Source organism: Mesorhizobium sp. CO1-1-8 (assembly GCF_020164875.1).
Classification (GTDB): Bacteria; Pseudomonadota; Alphaproteobacteria; order Rhizobiales; family Rhizobiaceae; genus Mesorhizobium.
The window spans coordinates 1-15,415 of the sequence record NZ_JAIUGZ010000014.1 but is presented as its reverse complement, the minus strand read 5'-3'; the positions used below and the strand labels follow the sequence as shown (position 1 = coordinate 15,415).

Annotated in this window: 20 protein-coding genes; 12 read left to right on the top strand and 8 right to left on the bottom strand. The window is 64.4% G+C overall.

Features of this window, described 5'->3' with window-relative positions:
• The first annotated feature begins 33 nt into the window (after nucleotides 1-33).
• The 12 genes from LB558_RS33075 to arsK all read left to right on the top strand — a co-directional run bounded on the left by LB558_RS33075 (nucleotide 34) and on the right by arsK (nucleotide 9,294).
• The gene (locus tag LB558_RS33075; RefSeq protein ID WP_318011673.1) at nucleotides 34-174 is read left to right on the top strand and encodes a hypothetical protein; all 141 of its coding nucleotides are present in this window, start codon (nucleotides 34-36) and stop codon (nucleotides 172-174) included.
• A 294-nt stretch (nucleotides 175-468) separates the two neighbouring features.
• The gene (locus LB558_RS24405) at nucleotides 469-948 is read left to right on the top strand and encodes a GNAT family N-acetyltransferase (RefSeq protein WP_224699897.1); all 480 of its coding nucleotides are present in this window, start codon (nucleotides 469-471) and stop codon (nucleotides 946-948) included.
• 15 nt (nucleotides 949-963) lie between these two features.
• Nucleotides 964-1,347: an ACT domain-containing protein gene (locus LB558_RS24400; protein ID WP_224699896.1), complete on the top strand. Its 384-nt coding sequence runs from the start codon at nucleotides 964-966 to the stop codon at nucleotides 1,345-1,347.
• Nucleotides 1,348-1,506: 159 nt separating this feature from the next.
• Nucleotides 1,507-2,940: an aldehyde dehydrogenase family protein gene (locus LB558_RS24395; RefSeq protein WP_224699895.1), complete on the top strand. Its 1,434-nt coding sequence runs from the start codon at nucleotides 1,507-1,509 to the stop codon at nucleotides 2,938-2,940.
• A 146-nt stretch (nucleotides 2,941-3,086) separates the two neighbouring features.
• Complete coding sequence (locus tag LB558_RS24390; protein WP_224699894.1) at nucleotides 3,087-3,515, top strand: MbcA/ParS/Xre antitoxin family protein; 429 nt, start codon at nucleotides 3,087-3,089, stop codon at nucleotides 3,513-3,515.
• Complete coding sequence (locus LB558_RS24385; RefSeq protein ID WP_224699893.1) at nucleotides 3,509-4,207, top strand: RES family NAD+ phosphorylase; 699 nt, start codon at nucleotides 3,509-3,511, stop codon at nucleotides 4,205-4,207. Before LB558_RS24390 ends, LB558_RS24385 begins: the two co-directional genes overlap by 7 nt.
• A 74-nt stretch (nucleotides 4,208-4,281) precedes the next feature.
• The gene (locus LB558_RS24380) at nucleotides 4,282-4,614 is read left to right on the top strand and encodes an ArsR/SmtB family transcription factor (RefSeq protein WP_224699892.1); all 333 of its coding nucleotides are present in this window, start codon (nucleotides 4,282-4,284) and stop codon (nucleotides 4,612-4,614) included.
• A gap of 61 nt (nucleotides 4,615-4,675) precedes the next feature.
• Complete coding sequence (gene arsB / locus LB558_RS24375; protein WP_263495397.1) at nucleotides 4,676-5,785, top strand: ACR3 family arsenite efflux transporter; 1,110 nt, start codon at nucleotides 4,676-4,678, stop codon at nucleotides 5,783-5,785.
• Nucleotides 5,782-6,204, top strand: coding sequence for an arsenate reductase (glutaredoxin) (gene arsC, locus LB558_RS24370; RefSeq protein WP_224699891.1), 423 nt, complete (start codon nucleotides 5,782-5,784; stop codon nucleotides 6,202-6,204). The genes arsB and arsC overlap by 4 nt, the downstream gene beginning before the upstream one ends.
• A gap of 63 nt (nucleotides 6,205-6,267) precedes the next feature.
• Nucleotides 6,268-6,588, top strand: coding sequence for an ArsR/SmtB family transcription factor (locus LB558_RS24365; protein ID WP_224699890.1), 321 nt, complete (start codon nucleotides 6,268-6,270; stop codon nucleotides 6,586-6,588).
• A 44-nt stretch (nucleotides 6,589-6,632) separates the two neighbouring features.
• Nucleotides 6,633-8,060: an NAD(P)-binding domain-containing protein gene (locus LB558_RS24360; protein ID WP_224699889.1), complete on the top strand. Its 1,428-nt coding sequence runs from the start codon at nucleotides 6,633-6,635 to the stop codon at nucleotides 8,058-8,060.
• Nucleotides 8,053-9,294 (top strand): arsenite efflux MFS transporter ArsK, encoded by a 1,242-nt coding sequence (gene arsK, locus LB558_RS24355; protein WP_224699888.1) that lies wholly within the window; start codon nucleotides 8,053-8,055, stop codon nucleotides 9,292-9,294. Before LB558_RS24360 ends, arsK begins: the two co-directional genes overlap by 8 nt.
• 11 nt (nucleotides 9,295-9,305) lie before the next feature.
• On the opposite strand, the gene LB558_RS24350 is transcribed toward arsK, so the two are convergent.
• The 8 genes from LB558_RS24350 to LB558_RS24315 form a co-directional block, all read right to left on the bottom strand.
• Nucleotides 9,306-10,049: an amino acid ABC transporter ATP-binding protein gene (locus tag LB558_RS24350; protein WP_318011672.1), complete on the bottom strand. Its 744-nt coding sequence runs from the start codon at nucleotides 10,047-10,049 to the stop codon at nucleotides 9,306-9,308.
• A gap of 26 nt (nucleotides 10,050-10,075) precedes the next feature.
• On the bottom strand, nucleotides 10,076-10,750 hold the full coding sequence (locus LB558_RS24345) for an amino acid ABC transporter permease (RefSeq protein WP_224699887.1): 675 nt from the start codon (nucleotides 10,748-10,750) through the stop codon (nucleotides 10,076-10,078).
• The gene (locus LB558_RS24340; protein WP_224699886.1) at nucleotides 10,747-11,418 is read right to left on the bottom strand and encodes an amino acid ABC transporter permease; all 672 of its coding nucleotides are present in this window, start codon (nucleotides 11,416-11,418) and stop codon (nucleotides 10,747-10,749) included. The genes LB558_RS24345 and LB558_RS24340 overlap by 4 nt, the downstream gene beginning before the upstream one ends.
• A gap of 114 nt (nucleotides 11,419-11,532) precedes the next feature.
• Entirely contained in the window at nucleotides 11,533-12,339 is an 807-nt protein-coding gene (locus LB558_RS24335; RefSeq protein WP_224699885.1) for an ABC transporter substrate-binding protein, read from the bottom strand.
• 110 nt (nucleotides 12,340-12,449) lie between these two features.
• A complete protein-coding gene (locus tag LB558_RS24330; RefSeq protein WP_224699884.1) occupies nucleotides 12,450-13,613 on the bottom strand; it encodes a saccharopine dehydrogenase family protein in 1,164 nt (387 codons plus the stop codon).
• Nucleotides 13,610-14,110 carry an Lrp/AsnC family transcriptional regulator gene (locus LB558_RS24325; protein ID WP_224699883.1) on the bottom strand — a complete coding sequence of 167 codons (501 nt, stop codon included), beginning with the start codon at nucleotides 14,108-14,110 and terminating at the stop codon, nucleotides 13,610-13,612. Before LB558_RS24325 ends, LB558_RS24330 begins: the two co-directional genes overlap by 4 nt.
• Nucleotides 14,111-14,240: 130 nt before the next feature.
• The gene (locus tag LB558_RS24320) at nucleotides 14,241-15,113 is read right to left on the bottom strand and encodes a LysR substrate-binding domain-containing protein (RefSeq protein ID WP_224699882.1); all 873 of its coding nucleotides are present in this window, start codon (nucleotides 15,111-15,113) and stop codon (nucleotides 14,241-14,243) included.
• A gap of 20 nt (nucleotides 15,114-15,133) precedes the next feature.
• On the bottom strand, nucleotides 15,134-15,415 hold a 282-nt coding region (locus LB558_RS24315; RefSeq protein ID WP_224699881.1), incomplete at its 5' end, for a hypothetical protein.

Genomic DNA, 15,415 nt, shown 5'->3' with positions numbered 1-15,415 from the left:
GCAGGAGAGCCTCAAGACGGGTAACTTATAATAGTGCTTGCATTGCCACTGGGTGCCGGACTGAATGCCGGATCGAGCTTGCCCGCGGGCGTCACCGAGGCCGATGTCGCCGACGGCGTGCGGGCACTCTACGACAGGGTGGCCATCCAGCCGATTCCTTTGCCGGGACGGTGATGTTCGCCATGAGCCAGCCTGACGAGGTCGACATCAACGAGATCCTGTTCAGGCCGACGGCGCAGGAGTATTAGAAGCCGTTGTAGGTGTCTTGACGCGCCGCTCTTCCTGTTCCAGCTTGGCGCTATGTTCGTCCTCGCGCCCGCCATCACCAAGCGACGCCGCCCCTGCGCAGTGCGGAGCGGCAAGCTGATTGCGCGACGACAAAAGCCGGCAGAATAGACCCGGTTCGTTCGTTTCCAGCCCCGCCCACCTGAACAGGTCGGCGGGGTTTTCCATATCTGGAGCTTTGTTATGTCCAATAATTCTTCGATTCGGCTTCGTCCGGCCGCGCCGACCGATGCCGCCGCGATCAGGGATACCGTTCGCGCTGCCTATGCCAAATGGGTGCCGGTGATCGGCCGCGAGCCGCTGCCGATGCGCGCCGATTACGACAAGGCGTTGCTGGAACATCAGTTCGATGTTGCCGTCGAGGATGGCCGCATCGTCGGGATGATCGAAACCATGCTGGCCGACGATCACCTCTGGATCGAAAATGTCTGCGTGGCGCCGCACGCGCAGGGCAGGGGGATCGGCCGGCTGTTGCTGGACTTGGCTGAGCGGAAGGCGGTCGAAGCAGGACGTGCCGAGCTTCGCCTGCTGACCAATGGCGCCTTCGAGGCGAACGTGTCGCTCTACAGGAGGCAGGGCTATATCGTGGACCGGGAAGAGCCGTTCATGGGCGGCATGACGGTCTACATGAGCAAGAAGCTCGCGGGATCACCGGCGATCTGAGGAAGGAGTTCGATAATGGCTGCCAAGGTCAGGCTTAAGCAACTCTCAGGGTTTTACGCGGTTTCCCGGTTGGCGGCGGGCGAGATCATTCCCGGTTGGGCGGACGGGCCAGGCTTCGTCAGCATCACAAGGACTGACGACGAGCTTTCGATCGTTTGCCTGCAGGACCGCGTGCCGCATGCCGTCAAGCAGGATATCGACTGGGTGGCCTTCAAACTTGAGGGCCCGTTTGCCTTCGACGAAACGGGTATCGTGCTGTCAGTCATCAGGCCGTTGTCGGAAAACGCATTGGGCATCTTCGTGGTGTCCACTTTCGATGGCGATCATCTGTTGGTGAAAGCGACGGATCAGGCCGCCGCGAGGCGGTTTCTAGTCGAGGCCGGGCATACCTTGCTGTAGTCCATCCTCACCAAGCCGGTTGCTGGCCCAAGCGCTCTGGCTCAATCACTGCGCACTGGCTCAAGCACTTCGGGGGTTGCGTTTGACAGCGGCGTTTGTGCATCGTTATCTCCACCCAGATATGACGGCCCGGCGCGGCCATGCGGCCAAGGAGAAACCATGTCACACAATCTGCAGTTCTACATTGATGGCGCGTGGGTCGATCCTGTTGCGGCCAACACATTGGACGTCATCGATCCCTCGAATGAGGACGCCTTTGCGCAGATTTCGCTAGGCTCCAAGGCCGATGTCGACAAGGCGGTGGCCGCCGCCAAGCGCGCCTTCAAGAGCTTTGGTTTCAGCGAGGTCGGCGAGCGGCTCGAACTCTTGAACCGCATCATCGCTGTCTACAAGAAGCGCAGTGGCGATCTTGCGGTTGCCGTGTCACGCGAGATGGGCGCGCCGCGCCAGATGGCGTTGGACAGCCAGGTCGGCATCGGGCTGGCGCATCTAACCAAAATGGCCGAGACGTTGAAGAGTTTCGAATTCCGCCACGTGAAGGGCAACCATCTCGTGGTCAAGGAGCCGATCGGCGTCGTCGGCCTGATCACGCCGTGGAACTGGCCGCTCAACCAGATCACCTGCAAGGTCGGTCCGGCGCTTGCCGCCGGCTGCACGATGGTGCTCAAGCCCTCCGAGATCGCACCGCTCGACGCAATCATCTTCGCCGAAATTTTGGACGAAGCCGGCGTGCCGAAGGGCGTCTTCAACCTCGTCAATGGCGACGGACCGGGCGTTGGCCAGGCGCTGTCCAGCCACCCCGACATCGACATGATGTCGTTCACCGGTTCGACCCGCGCCGGCATCCTGGTGGCCAAGGCCGCCGCCGACACGGTCAAGCGCGTGCATCAGGAGCTTGGCGGCAAGTCGGCCAACATCCTGTTCGGGGACGTCGACCTCGCAAGCGCCGTCAGCAAGGGCGTCGCCGGCTGCTTCAGCAACAGCGGCCAGTCCTGCAACGCGCCGACGCGCATGTTCGTGCCGCGCGATCGCCATGACGAGGCGGCTGGCTATGCCAAGGCGGCCGCGGATAAATTCACCGTCGGCCCCGCCGACGCTGCCGGCACCAAGCTCGGCCCGGTCGTCAGCCAGGTCCAGTTCGACAAGATCCAGGACCTGATCCAGGCCGGCATCGACGAAGGTGCGACGCTGGTCGCTGGCGGCCCCGGCCGTCCGGCCGAACTCAACCGCGGTTACTATGTCAGGCCGACGGTGTTCGCCGACGTCACCCACGACATGCGCATCGCGCGCGAGGAAATCTTCGGACCGGTGCTGGCGATCATGCCCTACGACAGCGTCGACGAGGTGGTCGAGACCGCCAACGACACCGTCTATGGCCTCGCTTCCTACATCCAGGCCAAGGATATGAAGAAGGCGCGCGAAGTGGCGGCGCGCATGCGCACCGGCAATGTCTACATCAACTATCCCACCTGGGACGCCGGCCTGCCGTTCGGCGGCTACAAGCAGTCGGGCAACGGTCGCGAATATGCCGAATATGGGCTCGAGGATTTCCTCGAGATCAAGGGCATCGCGGGGTATGAGGCGGCGGAGTAGGCACGTCACAGTGTGATGCAATAACGGGGTGCGGTCTGCGGTGTGGGCCGCGCCCTTTTCATTTTGTAGCCAAGCCTTGCCACTCCCGCACTCTTGCCAATTGGCAAATTCATGCTATATATCTGCCAATCAGCAAGGTGAGCGCAATGCAGCTTCAGTCCATAGTCACCACGCCGGCCACGTTCGGAGCCGCTATCTCGGATGAAGAAGCGGGCGCTCTGGCGCGCACCACGGTCAATCTGTTCAAGGCCTGGAACCTCACCGACCTGGAGGCCTGCATCCTGCTTGGCGGTATGTCGGCGCGCACCTGGGCACGTTGGAAGATTGGGGCACGCTGGAAGGAAGGCGGCGTCGGCAGGATCGACCGCGACCTGCGCACCCGCATGGCGCACCTGATGGGCATCCATAAGGGCCTGCGCTATCTGTTCACGGAGCCGGCGCGCGGCTATGCCTGGATCCGCAAGCCCAATGCCACTTTTGGCGGCCAGTCCGCGCTTGACCTGATGTTGCGCGGCGAAATTTCAGATCTCTCGGCGATGCGCGAATGGCTCGATGCGGAGCGTGGTGCATGGTGAGTGGGCTTGCGGTCCGGCGCGGCGTCCATTGGCACCAGACCTTCCGCATCATCCGCTCCATCCACCCGCCGATCGACCTGTTCGAGGACATTGCTGATCCGCGCGACTGGGAGGCGCTTGCCTCCGTCGAGGCGAAGACCAACCCGCGTATAAGGTTCGAGATCGGCGACCTCGGCAAGGTGGCTGCCGCAAGGCGGATTTCCGGCCCCGGCGCGAGCTTCGTGATGGCGCCCTTCGTGCATTGCTCGACGCTCAGGCCAGGCCGCTTCTCGGATGGCAGCTACGGGATCTACTATGCCGGCGACAGCGAAGAGGTGGCGCTGGCCGAGACCATCCATCACCACCAGAAATTCATGCGGGCCACCAACGAGGGGCCGGGCTGGACGGCGGATTTCCGCGTGCTGATCGGCAGTGTCGACCGCGACCTCGATGACGTCAACGCCGTGCCCGGCGTGCTCGACCCGGACGACTATTCCGCCTCGCAGGCGGAAGGGCGGGCGCTGCGGGCAGGAGGCAGTGACGGGCTGGTGTGGAACAGCGTGCGCATGCCGGGCGGCGGCTGCATCGGCATCTTCTGGCCCGATGTCATCACCATTCCAGTTCAGGGCCGCCACTACAGCTACCACTGGGACGGCGCCCGCGTGGACTTCGTGCGCCAGCACGATACGGGAAAGGTGCTTGCCGTCACGTGATGGTGGGCGGACACCCTTTACAGATCGTGGGGGAGCCGATATTCACGAATCCATAAATCCAAGGATTCGGATATATGGATAAGAAGGGCACTTTGAACGCGCTGGCCGCACTTGGCCAGGAGACGCGGCTGGATGTCTTCCGGCTGCTCGTGCGTGCCGGCCCGGAAGGCATTCCGGCGGGCGAGATCGCAACGAGGCTGGACACGGTCCAGAACACCATGTCGGCGCATCTGAAGGTGCTCGCCCATGCTGGGCTGATCCGTCCCGACCGCGACGGAAGGACCGTGCGCTATGTCGCCGACATGACCGGCTTGCGCGACCTTTTGGCCTATCTGATGGAAGATTGCTGCAACGGCGCGCCGGAGCTCTGCCGTCCCGTCATCAATGCCGTGACTTGCGACTGCTGAGCCGCGCATGGCTTGCCGGATATTTAACATCTGTCGCGCGCCGTCCAAAAAGGAAACCATCATGACCGATCACGCTCTGACCGCGAGTGAGGCGGTGCGGCCCGGCATCGGCTTCGTCGAGAAATATCTGACGGTGTGGGTGGCACTGTGCATCGTCATGGGCATCGCGCTTGGCCATCTGCTGCCGGGCGTGTTCGGCGCCATCGCGTCGGCCGAGATCGCCAGGGTCAACATTCCCGTCGCCGTGCTGATCTGGCTGATGATCGTGCCGATGCTCTTGCGCGTCGATTTCGCCTCGCTGGCCAGGGTCGGCACCTATTGGCGCGGCATCGGCGTGACGCTGTTCATCAACTGGGCGGTGAAGCCGTTCTCGATGGCGCTGCTGGGCTGGCTCTTCATCGGCTGGCTGTTCCGGCCGTGGCTGCCCGCCGTGCAGATCGATTCCTACATTGCCGGGCTGATCATCCTTGCCGCGGCGCCCTGCACGGCGATGGTTTTCGTCTGGTCGAACTTGACGCGCGGCGAGCCGAATTTCACGCTTTCGCAAGTAGCGCTCAACGATGCGATCATGATCGTCGCTTTCGCGCCGATCGTCGGCCTGCTGCTCGGCCTGTCGGCGATCACCGTGCCATGGGGCACGCTGATGTTGTCGGTCGCACTCTACATCGTCGCGCCGGTGATCGTCGCGCAGCTGATTCGTGGCCGGCTGCTGGCAGCGAGGGGGCAGGCCGGGCTCGATGCCCTGCTTGCCACGCTGCAGCCCTTGTCGCTGATTGCCTTGCTGGCGACGCTGGTGCTGCTGTTCGGCTTCCAGGGCGAGCAGATCATCGCACAGCCGTTGGTGATCGTGCTGCTGGCCGTGCCGATCCTGATCCAGGTCTATTTCAACTCCGGTCTTGCCTATCTGCTCAACCGTCTCAGCGGCGAACGGCACTGCGTGGCTGGGCCATCGGCGCTGATCGGAGCGTCGAACTTCTTCGAGCTGGCAGTGGCCGCCGCGATCGCGCTGTTCGGGCTGAATTCGGGCGCCGCCCTTGCCACCGTCGTTGGGGTGCTCATCGAGGTTCCGGTCATGCTGTCGGTGGTGTGGATCGTGAACCGCAGCAAGGGTTGGTACGAGAAGAGCGGCGCTGTCCGGAATACCATGTCGACTGAGAGGGCCTCGAAATGACCATCACCATCTACCACAATCCCGATTGCGGCACGTCGCGCAACACGCTGGCCATCATCCGGCAGTCGGGCGAGGAGCCGGAGGTGATCGAATATCTGAAGACGCCGCCGTCGCGACAAAGGCTGGTCGAACTGATCGCGGCGATGGGCATCACGCCGCGAGACCTGCTGCGCGAGAAGGGCACACCCTATGCCGAACTCGGCCTTGCCGACCCGAAATGGTCCGACGAGCAGATTCTCGATTTCATGCTGGCACATCCGATCTTGATCAACCGGCCGATCGTGGTCAGCCCGCTCGGCGCCGTCCTGGCACGGCCGTCGGAAAAGGTGCTGGACATCCTGCCCAACCCGGAGATCGGCGCGTTCACCAAGGAGGATGGCGAGGTGGTCATTTATGCTCCAGGGAAGCGAGACGTCTGACACTATTTCCATAATTTTCGAAATTGAGTTGACGGCGCGAAAAGTGTCGCGTAGCTTATTTCCATGAAACTCGAAAAAGCAGCCGCCCAACTCGAAGCGCTCGGCAACCCGACCCGGCTTCAGCTCTATCGCATCCTGGTGCGCGCCGGCGATGACGGGCTTGCCGTCGGCAGTGTCCAGGGCAAGCTCGACATTCCGTCCTCGACGCTGTCGCACCACCTCAAGCGGCTGGTCGACACCGGGCTTGTCACGCAGGAGCGGCAAGCGACGACGCTGATCTGCCGCGCCAACTATCCCGGCATGAACGCGCTGATCGGCTATCTCGCCGACGAGTGCTGCGCTGACGCCGTCTGCGCGCCTGCCATCGGCAAAGCACTGGCTTGATTTTTTTGCGCCTTTAATTCGAACATACCGGAAGGATCGAACCTATGGACATGATGGCAAACCTTCCCGTCGCGGTGATCGGCGCCGGCCCGTGCGGGCTGGCCGCCGCGGCGCATCTGGTCGAGCGCGGCATCGCTCCGCTCGTCCTGGAACGCGGCGAAAGCGTAGGCGCCGCGTTGCTCGAATGGGGCCATGTGCGGGTGTTTTCGCCGTGGAAATACAACATCGATGCGGCGGCGCGGGCGCTGCTCGACCGCTCCGGCTGGACGGCGCCGGACAGCCAGGGCCTGCCGACCGGAGGCGAGATCGTGCGCGATTATCTGGCGCCGCTTGGGCGGCTTCCCGCGATCGCCGCCAATTTGAAGCTTGGCGCCGAGGTGACCGCGATCACCCGTCAGGGACACGACAAGGTCGCCAATGACGGCCGCAAGGACGCGCCCTTGGTCATCCGCTATCGCGATGCCGGCGGCGAACACCGCGTTCTCGCGCGCGCCGTCATCGACGCGTCCGGAACATGGTGGCGGCCAAATCCGATCGGCGTCGACGGGCTGCCGGTTGCCGGCGAAGGCGAGGCGTCGGCACGCATCGCCTATGGCATTCCCGACGTGGTCGGCAAGGCGAGAGAAGACTATGCGGGCAAGCGCGTCCTGGTCATCGGCGGCGGGCACTCGGCCATCAACGTCGCCCTGGCGCTGATGGAGTTGCAGGATGCGGCGCCGGGCACCGCAATCTTCTGGGCGCTGCGCCACGCCAGCATCGAGAGATTGCTCGGCGGCGGGCTGAACGACCAGTTGCCGGAACGCGGCGCGCTTGGGCTGGCTGCCAGGCAGGCGATGGCGGATGGAAGGCTGAACATGCTGGCGCCTTTCGCCGTCAACCGCATTGAGGCCCAAGGCGAGGGGCTCGTCATCGACGCCAGCCTGGGTGGCAAGCCGTTCAACCTGGCCATCGACCGCATCGTCGTCACCACGGGCTTCCGGCCCGATCTGTCGTTCCTCAGCGAAATCCGCATTGCGCTCGACCCCGTCGTCGAAGCGCCGCCGGCGCTGGCGCCGCTGATCGATCCGAACTTCCATTCATGCGGCACGGTTCCGGCGCATGGCATTGCAGAACTCGCGCATCCCGAACCCGGCTTCACCATCGTCGGCTCGAAATCCTACGGCCGTGCCCCGACCTTCCTGATGGCGACCGGCTACGAGCAGGTCCGCTCGGTGGTGGCCGATATTGCCGGAGACCATGCCGCGGCCCGCGAGGTCCGGCTGGTGCTGCCGGAGACCGGCGTGTGCAGCGCCGTCGGTGTCGTGACGGTATCGGAAAGCGCCGGCTGCTGTGGCGGGCCCGCGCCCGCCACTGTCGGTGCCTGCTGCCTCAGGGATGCGGACGCCAAGGCAATCGGCGCATCGGGTTGCGGCTGCGCCACCGCGCCGGCCACCGAGACGCGAGAGAATATGGCGGCCGGCGTCGATGCCTGACCGATCCGTCCTGCGCAAGGCGATATGGGCGCTTGGGCTGACCCAGATCATCGGCTACGGCACGCTCTATTACAGCTTCTCGATCCTAGCGCCGGCAATGGCTGGGGAGTTCGGGCTCACGGAAGGCTGGGTGTTCGGCGCCCTGTCCGCCTCGCTGTTTGCCGGCAGCCTGTTCGCGCCGACTGCCGGTCGGTGGGCCGACCGCTTCGGCGCCGGCCGCATCATGACCGTCGGCTCGGTCGCGGCCGCGATGGCGCTGGCGCTGTGCGCCGTCGCGCCCGGCCGCGTGACCTTCGTCCTGACATTGCTGGCAATGGAGCTGGCCTCCAGCTTCGTTCTCTACAGCGCGGCCTTCGTTGCGATCGTGCAGATCGGCGTTCCCCGGCCGCAACGCAGCATCACCCATCTGACGCTGATCGCCGGGTTCGCCTCGACCCTGTTCTGGCCGCTGACCTCGGCACTGCATGCGCAGCTGACATGGCGCGAGGTCTATCTTTTGTTCGCCGCGCTCAATCTCGGGCTCTGCCTGCCGATCCACGCTTGGATGATGCGCCTGTCGAGCCGTCACGCGACGGCCGCGAGCCAAGAGCGCTGGTCGTCCCATGAAGCGGGCGCGCCGCTCGATCCGCGGCGCGGCCGGGCCGCGTTCCTGCTCATGCTGGCGGGGTTCGCCACCGAGGGCTTCGTGCTGTCGGCGATCCTCATCCACATGGTGCCGCTGACGGTGGCCCTTGGGCTCGGCACCGCCGGCCTCTTCGTCTCGACGCTGTTCGGGCCGGCGCAGGTCGCCAGCCGGCTGATCAACATGCTGTTTGGCGGCCGCCTGCAGCAAACGCACCTCGCCGTCATCGCGGCGTCGCTGGTCACAGCCGGGCTGTGCGCACTGCTGCTGACCACGCCATGGCTGCCCGGCGCCTTCCTGTTCGTGTTCTTGTTTGGCCTCGGTTCCGGCCTCACCAGCATCGTCGGCGGAACCTTGCCGCTCGAACTCTTCGGCCGCGACGGCTATGGCGCGCGGCTCGGATGGACGAGCGCTGCCCGTCAGTTCACCTCGGCCTTCGCGCCGTTCGCGCTCGCCTTCATGATGGCGCGGATATCCGTCGCCAATTCGCTATGGGTGCTGGTGGTCGTCGCCGCGAGCGGCGTCATCGCCTTCCTCGCCATCGTGCTGCTTAGACGGCGGGGCGGCCGGGTCGCGTTCGCGATTGGCGGCAGCCCGGAAGAGGCGACCTGACCGATCCTGCTTCAGTGCCGCAGAATCTTGCTGAGAAAAGCCCGGCTGCGATCGGTCTTGGGGTGCGAGAAGAATTCGTCGGGCGTGCCGCTTTCTACGATGGCGCCGGCGTCCATGAACACCACGCGCTGGGCGACCTTGCGGGCAAAGCCCATCTCATGCGTCACCACCATCATGGTCATGCCTTCCTCGGCGACCGCGACCATGACGTCGAGCACTTCGGAAATCATCTCGGGGTCGAGCGCAGAGGTTGGTTCGTCGAACAGCATGATCTTGGGCCGCATGCCGAGGCAACGCGCGATCGCCACGCGCTGCTGCTGGCCGCCGGAAAGCTGTGCGGGATAGGCGTTGACCTTGTCGGCCAGCCCGACCTTGGCCAGCAATTCGCGGCCGGCCTTTTCGGCTTCAATGCGCGGGATCTTGCGGACATGGATGGGGGCGAGCGTCACGTTCTCGAGCGCAGTCTTGTGCGGGTAGAGGTTGAACGACTGGAAGACGAAGCCGATCTCGGTGCGCAACTGCGTCATGTTGGTGGCCGGATCGCCAAGGCGCTGGCCGTCGACGACGAGGTCGCCGTCCTTGATCGCCTCCAGGCCGTTGACGCAGCGGATCAGCGTGCTCTTGCCGGAGCCGCTCGGGCCGCAGACGACGACCACTTCTTTCGGTTCGACGCTGAGCGTGATGTCCTTCAGCACATTGAGCGAGCCGAACCATTTGTTGACGCCGCGAAAGTCGATCATGCCGGTTTTGGTCATGGCGGTTGGCCCTTTGCGATTGGCTGTCACAACTGTACCTCGCCATGTGCGGCACCCATGCGGCGTTCGAGCCGGCGGGCCAGCATGATCAAGGGATAGCAGACGATGAAATAGCCGACGCCGACGAGGAAGAAGACCAAGAGGCCGTTGGGCACACGCTGCACCACCAGCCAGCCGACGCGGGTGAGGTCGGTGAGGCCGATGGCGGAGACAACGGAAGAATCCTTGATCAGCAGCACATATTGCCCGACCAGCGGCGGCAGCACGATGCGCATGGCCTGCGGCAGCACCACCTGGCGCATGCGCTGCCAGCGCGACAGGCCGGACGCAAGTGCCGCCTCGACCTGGCCGGTCGGCACCGAGCGGATGCCGGCGACGACGATCTCGCAGATGAAGCAGGCAGCCAGATTGGTCAGCGCGATGATGCCCGCGGTGAAGGCGTCAAGCTCGATGCCGAACTCCGGCAGGATGAAGAAGATCAGGAAGATCTGCACCAGGAACGGCGTGCCGCGGATCAGATCGACCCAGGCCCCAATAACGCTTGATATCAGCCGGTTGCCGCCGGTGCGCAGGATGCCGAGGCCGAAGCCGAGCAGCGTGCCGAGCACCAGGCTGATCAGCGACAGCATCACGGTCATGCCGAGGCCGCGCAGGGCCAGCGGATAGGAGCCGGCGAGGCTTTGCAGTTGTTGCCAGATCATGTCCGCGCCCCCGCTGTGCCGAGCCAGCGGATGGAGAGGCCAGCCAGTCCCTTCAGTCCGTAATAGAGCAGCAGGTAGAAGGCGGCGATGGTGAGGAAACCTTCCGCCGGCATGAAGCGGTCGGAGGCGAGCAATTGGCCAGCGCGCGTCAGTTCGGAAACCGAGATCAGCGACAGAAGGGCGGAATCCTTGACCAGCACGATCGCCTGGCCAAGCAGCGGCGGGATCGTCACCTTGAAGGCTTGCGGCAGGACGACAAGGCGCATGCGCTGGACATAGGTCATGCCCGAGGCGACGCTGGCTTCGACCTGGCCGCGCGGGATCGACAGGATGCCGGCGCGAATGATTTCAGCGATATAGGCGCCGCTGTTCAGCGACAGCGCGAGGATGCCGACGACCAGTTCAGGCAGGACGAAGCCGAGCCGGGGCAGGCCGAAATAGAGGAAATAGAGCTGCGCCAGCAAGGGCGTGGCGCGCACGGCGTCGATATAGGCCTTGGCCGGCACGCGAAACAGCCGGCCGCGCTGCAGATTCATGGCGCACAGCACGATGCCGACGATGAGCGCGCCGACAAAGGACAGCGCCGACAGCCAGACGGTCGTGATCAGGCCCTGTCCGAACAGCGGCAGGTATTCGACGATGGTGCGGAAACTGAAATTTTCGAGCATGGGCGTGGCGGTGAGAGGGGCGAATAGCGAGTAGTAGGAAGTAAGGAAGTAGGGAGCGGCAAAGCTTGGCCGGAACAGCCACTCCCTATTCGCTACTCCCTACTCGCTAATTCCTCAGTGATCCTTCTTCCAGGCGTCGGAATTGACCCAGTAGTCGAGGTTCTTCTGCAGGCGGCCGTCGATGGTGACCTGGTTGAGGAACAGGTTCATCCAGATCAACAGGTCCGGCTCGTCATAGCGGGTGGCGAAGGCAAGCGGCTCCTTCGACAGAAGGTCCGGCATGATGGTGAAGCTGCCGGCCGGATAGGCGGTCGACTGGCCCTTGACCGCCGAGACGTCGTTGACGCCGCAATCGGCCTGGCCGTTGTTGACGGCGTCGAGCAGCAGCGGACCGCCCCCCTTGTAGCTCTTGATGTCGGCGTCGGGGAAAGCGTTCTTGGCTTCCTTTTCCCCGGTGGCGCCGAGCAGCACGGCGATCTTGGTGCCCTTGGCCTTGCAGTCCTCGGTGGTCTTGAACTTGCTGTCGGCCTTGGTGAAGACGGTGCTGCCCGTGTACATGTAAGGCGTGGTGAACGCGACCTTCATGCCGCGCGCCAGCGTCGGTGTCATGTCGGCGACCAGAAGGTCGGCCTTGCCCGACAAGAGCGCCGGGATCAGGCCGTCCCAGTCGAAGTCGAGGAAGGTGATTTTGACGCCCATTTCCTTGGCCATCAGTTCGGCCAGTTCGACCGAACTGCCGGTGCGTTCGCCATTGGCGCCGACCAGCGAGAAGGGGGGACCCTGGGTCTGCACGGCGACGCGCAGTTCGCCGCGCTTGGTGATGTCGTCGAGCGTTCCGGCACTGGCAGCAGTGGTAAGCCCGGCGAGTGCAAGTCCGGCGATGAAAAGTCTTCCGGCGATGAAAAGTCTGGCAATCTTCATTTCGGTATTCCTCCTTGTTTTATTGTTCCACGTTGTTTTTCACCCCTTGGGGTGCTTTTTGAGCGGCAGCGCCGTTGCCGGCGGCAGCCACCGTTCGAAAATCTTTCTCCTCAGTCCCGTGCCACCGTCTCGGAAACCGTGATGCCACGCTTGGCCAATTCATCGAAGAACCTGATGTCGGGCACATCCAGCAGCGGGTTGAGCAGGCCGGGTTTGGTGATCTCGCCGCGCGCCAACATCTGCGCCACGATGCTGGCGGGATAGCCAACGCCGAGGCTCATGCCGAACAGGCCGGAAACGAGATCGCGTTCGATGATCAGGTCCGACGTCACTGTTTTGGCGCGGCCGCCTTCGAGGCCGGAAAAGACATTGCGCATCACGCAAAGATCCTTTTCGCGGGGGCCATATTGCAGTTGCGGGCCGAGCAGCCGGCCGAGGAATTCGCGCGGGCTGTTGGAGGTGCCGGGCACCTTGTCCTCAGAGAGGAAACCAAGCTCCTTCAACGGCGCCCAGAAGGCCGACCACCCCGGCCAGCGCAGCGTGTAGCGGCCGGAGCGGCGCAGCCCTTTTGCGGCGTCCAGCATCTCGACATAGTGCAGCGCGTCGCCATTGGGGAAGGCTTCGAGTTTGCCCAGACCCGCAACCTCGATTTCATGGATGAATGGATTGTCGTGCTGCTGGCCGGCCGGCACCGCGACACGTTTCCCGTTCTCGATCATCACGCTGTCGCGGTTCTGGCTGACCAGGACCATGTCGAAATTCCAGCTCACCTTGTAGCACAGCGGCTTGGCCATCGCCTTCGGCTCGGGGATGCCGCCGCAATAGGAGTCGATCGAAGAAATCGAAGAGAACTGCCTTGCGGCGCGCGCGTAGAGCACGAGGTCGATGCCGGGATCGAGCCCGCATTCGGTCATGATCGAGACGCCGGCCTGTTCGGCGGCCGGGGCCAGGTCGGCGATCGACTTGGCGTAGTTGGTGGTGACCAGCGGCGTGCGCGTGGCGATCGCGGCCTGCACCGCCTCGCGCATCAGCGGCTGCGGCAACAGGTCGATGACGGCGTCGACATCGTCAAGCACAGCGGCCAGCGCCGGGCCGATCGCGCCTTCAGGCACGACGAAGCGCACACGGGCAAGATCGGTCAGGCCGGCAAGCCGGGCCGGGCCATCCGGCGCGGTGTCGACGCAGACGATTTCCTCGACGCCGTCGCTGGCGACCAGGTCGGCGATTGCCGCCCGGCCTTGCAGGCCGAGGCCGCCGAGTACCGCGATCTTCATGCCGGCTCCTTGCGGTCGTCCGACCAGCAGCCTTCCGGCAGGCTGACCCATTTATTGCAGGACGCCATGACGACGAAGGTCTCGCTGCGCACGACTTCGCCCGGTTCGCCGGCGCCCGGGATCAGTTCGCTGGTGACGCGGTAGAGGTCGGCGACGTCACCGGCCACCGTCACGTCGACGATGATGTCGAAACGCCCGGTGACCACCGAGGCCGAGTTGACGAAGGGCAGTTCGGCAATGCGCTCCGCCAGTTCGCGAGCCCGGCCGCGCCCCTGGGCATTGATGCCGACAATGGCCGAGATCAGCTCGGGCCGCTCGGTCAGGTTCAGCAGTCCGACGATCTTGACCAGGTTGCGGTCGAGCAGATTGCGCAGCCGCGTGCGCACCGTCGGCACCGAAATCGCCAACATCTCGGCGAGGCGATTGATGCCCGGCTGTGCATCGTGCGACAGCTGTTTGACCAGCCGCCGATCGGTCAGATCGAGATGTTCTCGCAAAGTCCCCGTCTTTCACAAAAGGAAAAAACTTTGGCTATTTTTTGCCAATATGCAAACAAGCTACGGCACGGATATTTGAAAAGCAAGGCCATGATTCAGCCTGCTGGGATAGATGGTCGCTGTCGGGGGCTCAGACCAGCGCTGCCGCCACCAGTTTTGCCTGTGGCGTCAACTCATCGAAGCGGCGGGCGCAGAGGTTGAGCTGGCGCGTCGCCCAGTCGTCGGTCAGCCGCAGTGTGCGCAGCGTCCGCGCCGAGCGGCGGGCGGCACTTTCCGGCACGATGGCAATGCCGGCACCTTGCGCGACCAGCCGGCAGACATTGTCGAGGCCGGGCACGCGGATGCGGACATGCAGATGGCCGCCAAGGCGGGCCGCCTGGCGGGCGATGTGCTCCTGCAGCGCATGGCCGGTGCTGAGGCCGACGAAGGATTCGCCGAGAATTTCGGTGAGGCGGATGGTGCGGCCTTCAAGGCCGGGCCGGTTCCGCGCGGCGATCACCACCAGCCGGTCGATGAAGAATGGTTTCTGCTCGAGGTGTGCAAGGCCGGCCCAAGTGGCGGCGATGCCGAGATCGGCCGCACCACTGGCGACGGCTTGCGCGATTTCATGGCTGGGCCGCTCGTCGAGATCGATGTCGATCCCTGGGTGGGCGACAAGGAAAGCCGGCAGGAAGTCGCGCAGCAACTCGGCTGCGGCGGCGGTGTTGGCCAGCAGCCGGACGCGGGCGCGAAGGCCGGCGGCATAGGCGGCGAGGTCGCCGGCCATCGCCTCAATCTGGTTCTGCACGGCGCGCGCATGATGCAGCAGCGCCTGTCCCGCCGGCGTCGGCACCACACCACGGCGGCGGCGCTCCAGCAGCGGCGCGCCGAGCCGGTCCTCCATGCCCTTGATGCGGGCGCTGGCCGACGCCAGGGCCAGACCGGCAAGCTCGGCGCCATGGGTGATGCTGCCGCGTTCGGCCACCAGCAGGAACAGGCGGAGATCGACCAGATCGAAGCGCATTCTTTTGCTCCTGCGAATATTCAGCGCCGGGGAAGGCGATCGGCCCTCCAGCCTTCGTCTTGGCCGAAGGCTGGCAGCGCAACTTCCACATTGTGATCGGCCGGGATCTTCGTCAAACAGTTTCGAAGGAGAATTGTGATGGACGAACGAACATCAGGCCGGCCCGGCAGTCTTGAAAGCACGGCGATCATGCTGGCCATTGCCGCGGCTGGCCTTGCCATGGCAAGAGTATCCGTCTTGGTCAAGGCATCTGAGGTGACCATTTGCGGTCGTCCCTGATGAGAGCGTTTGCGAGAATGAGG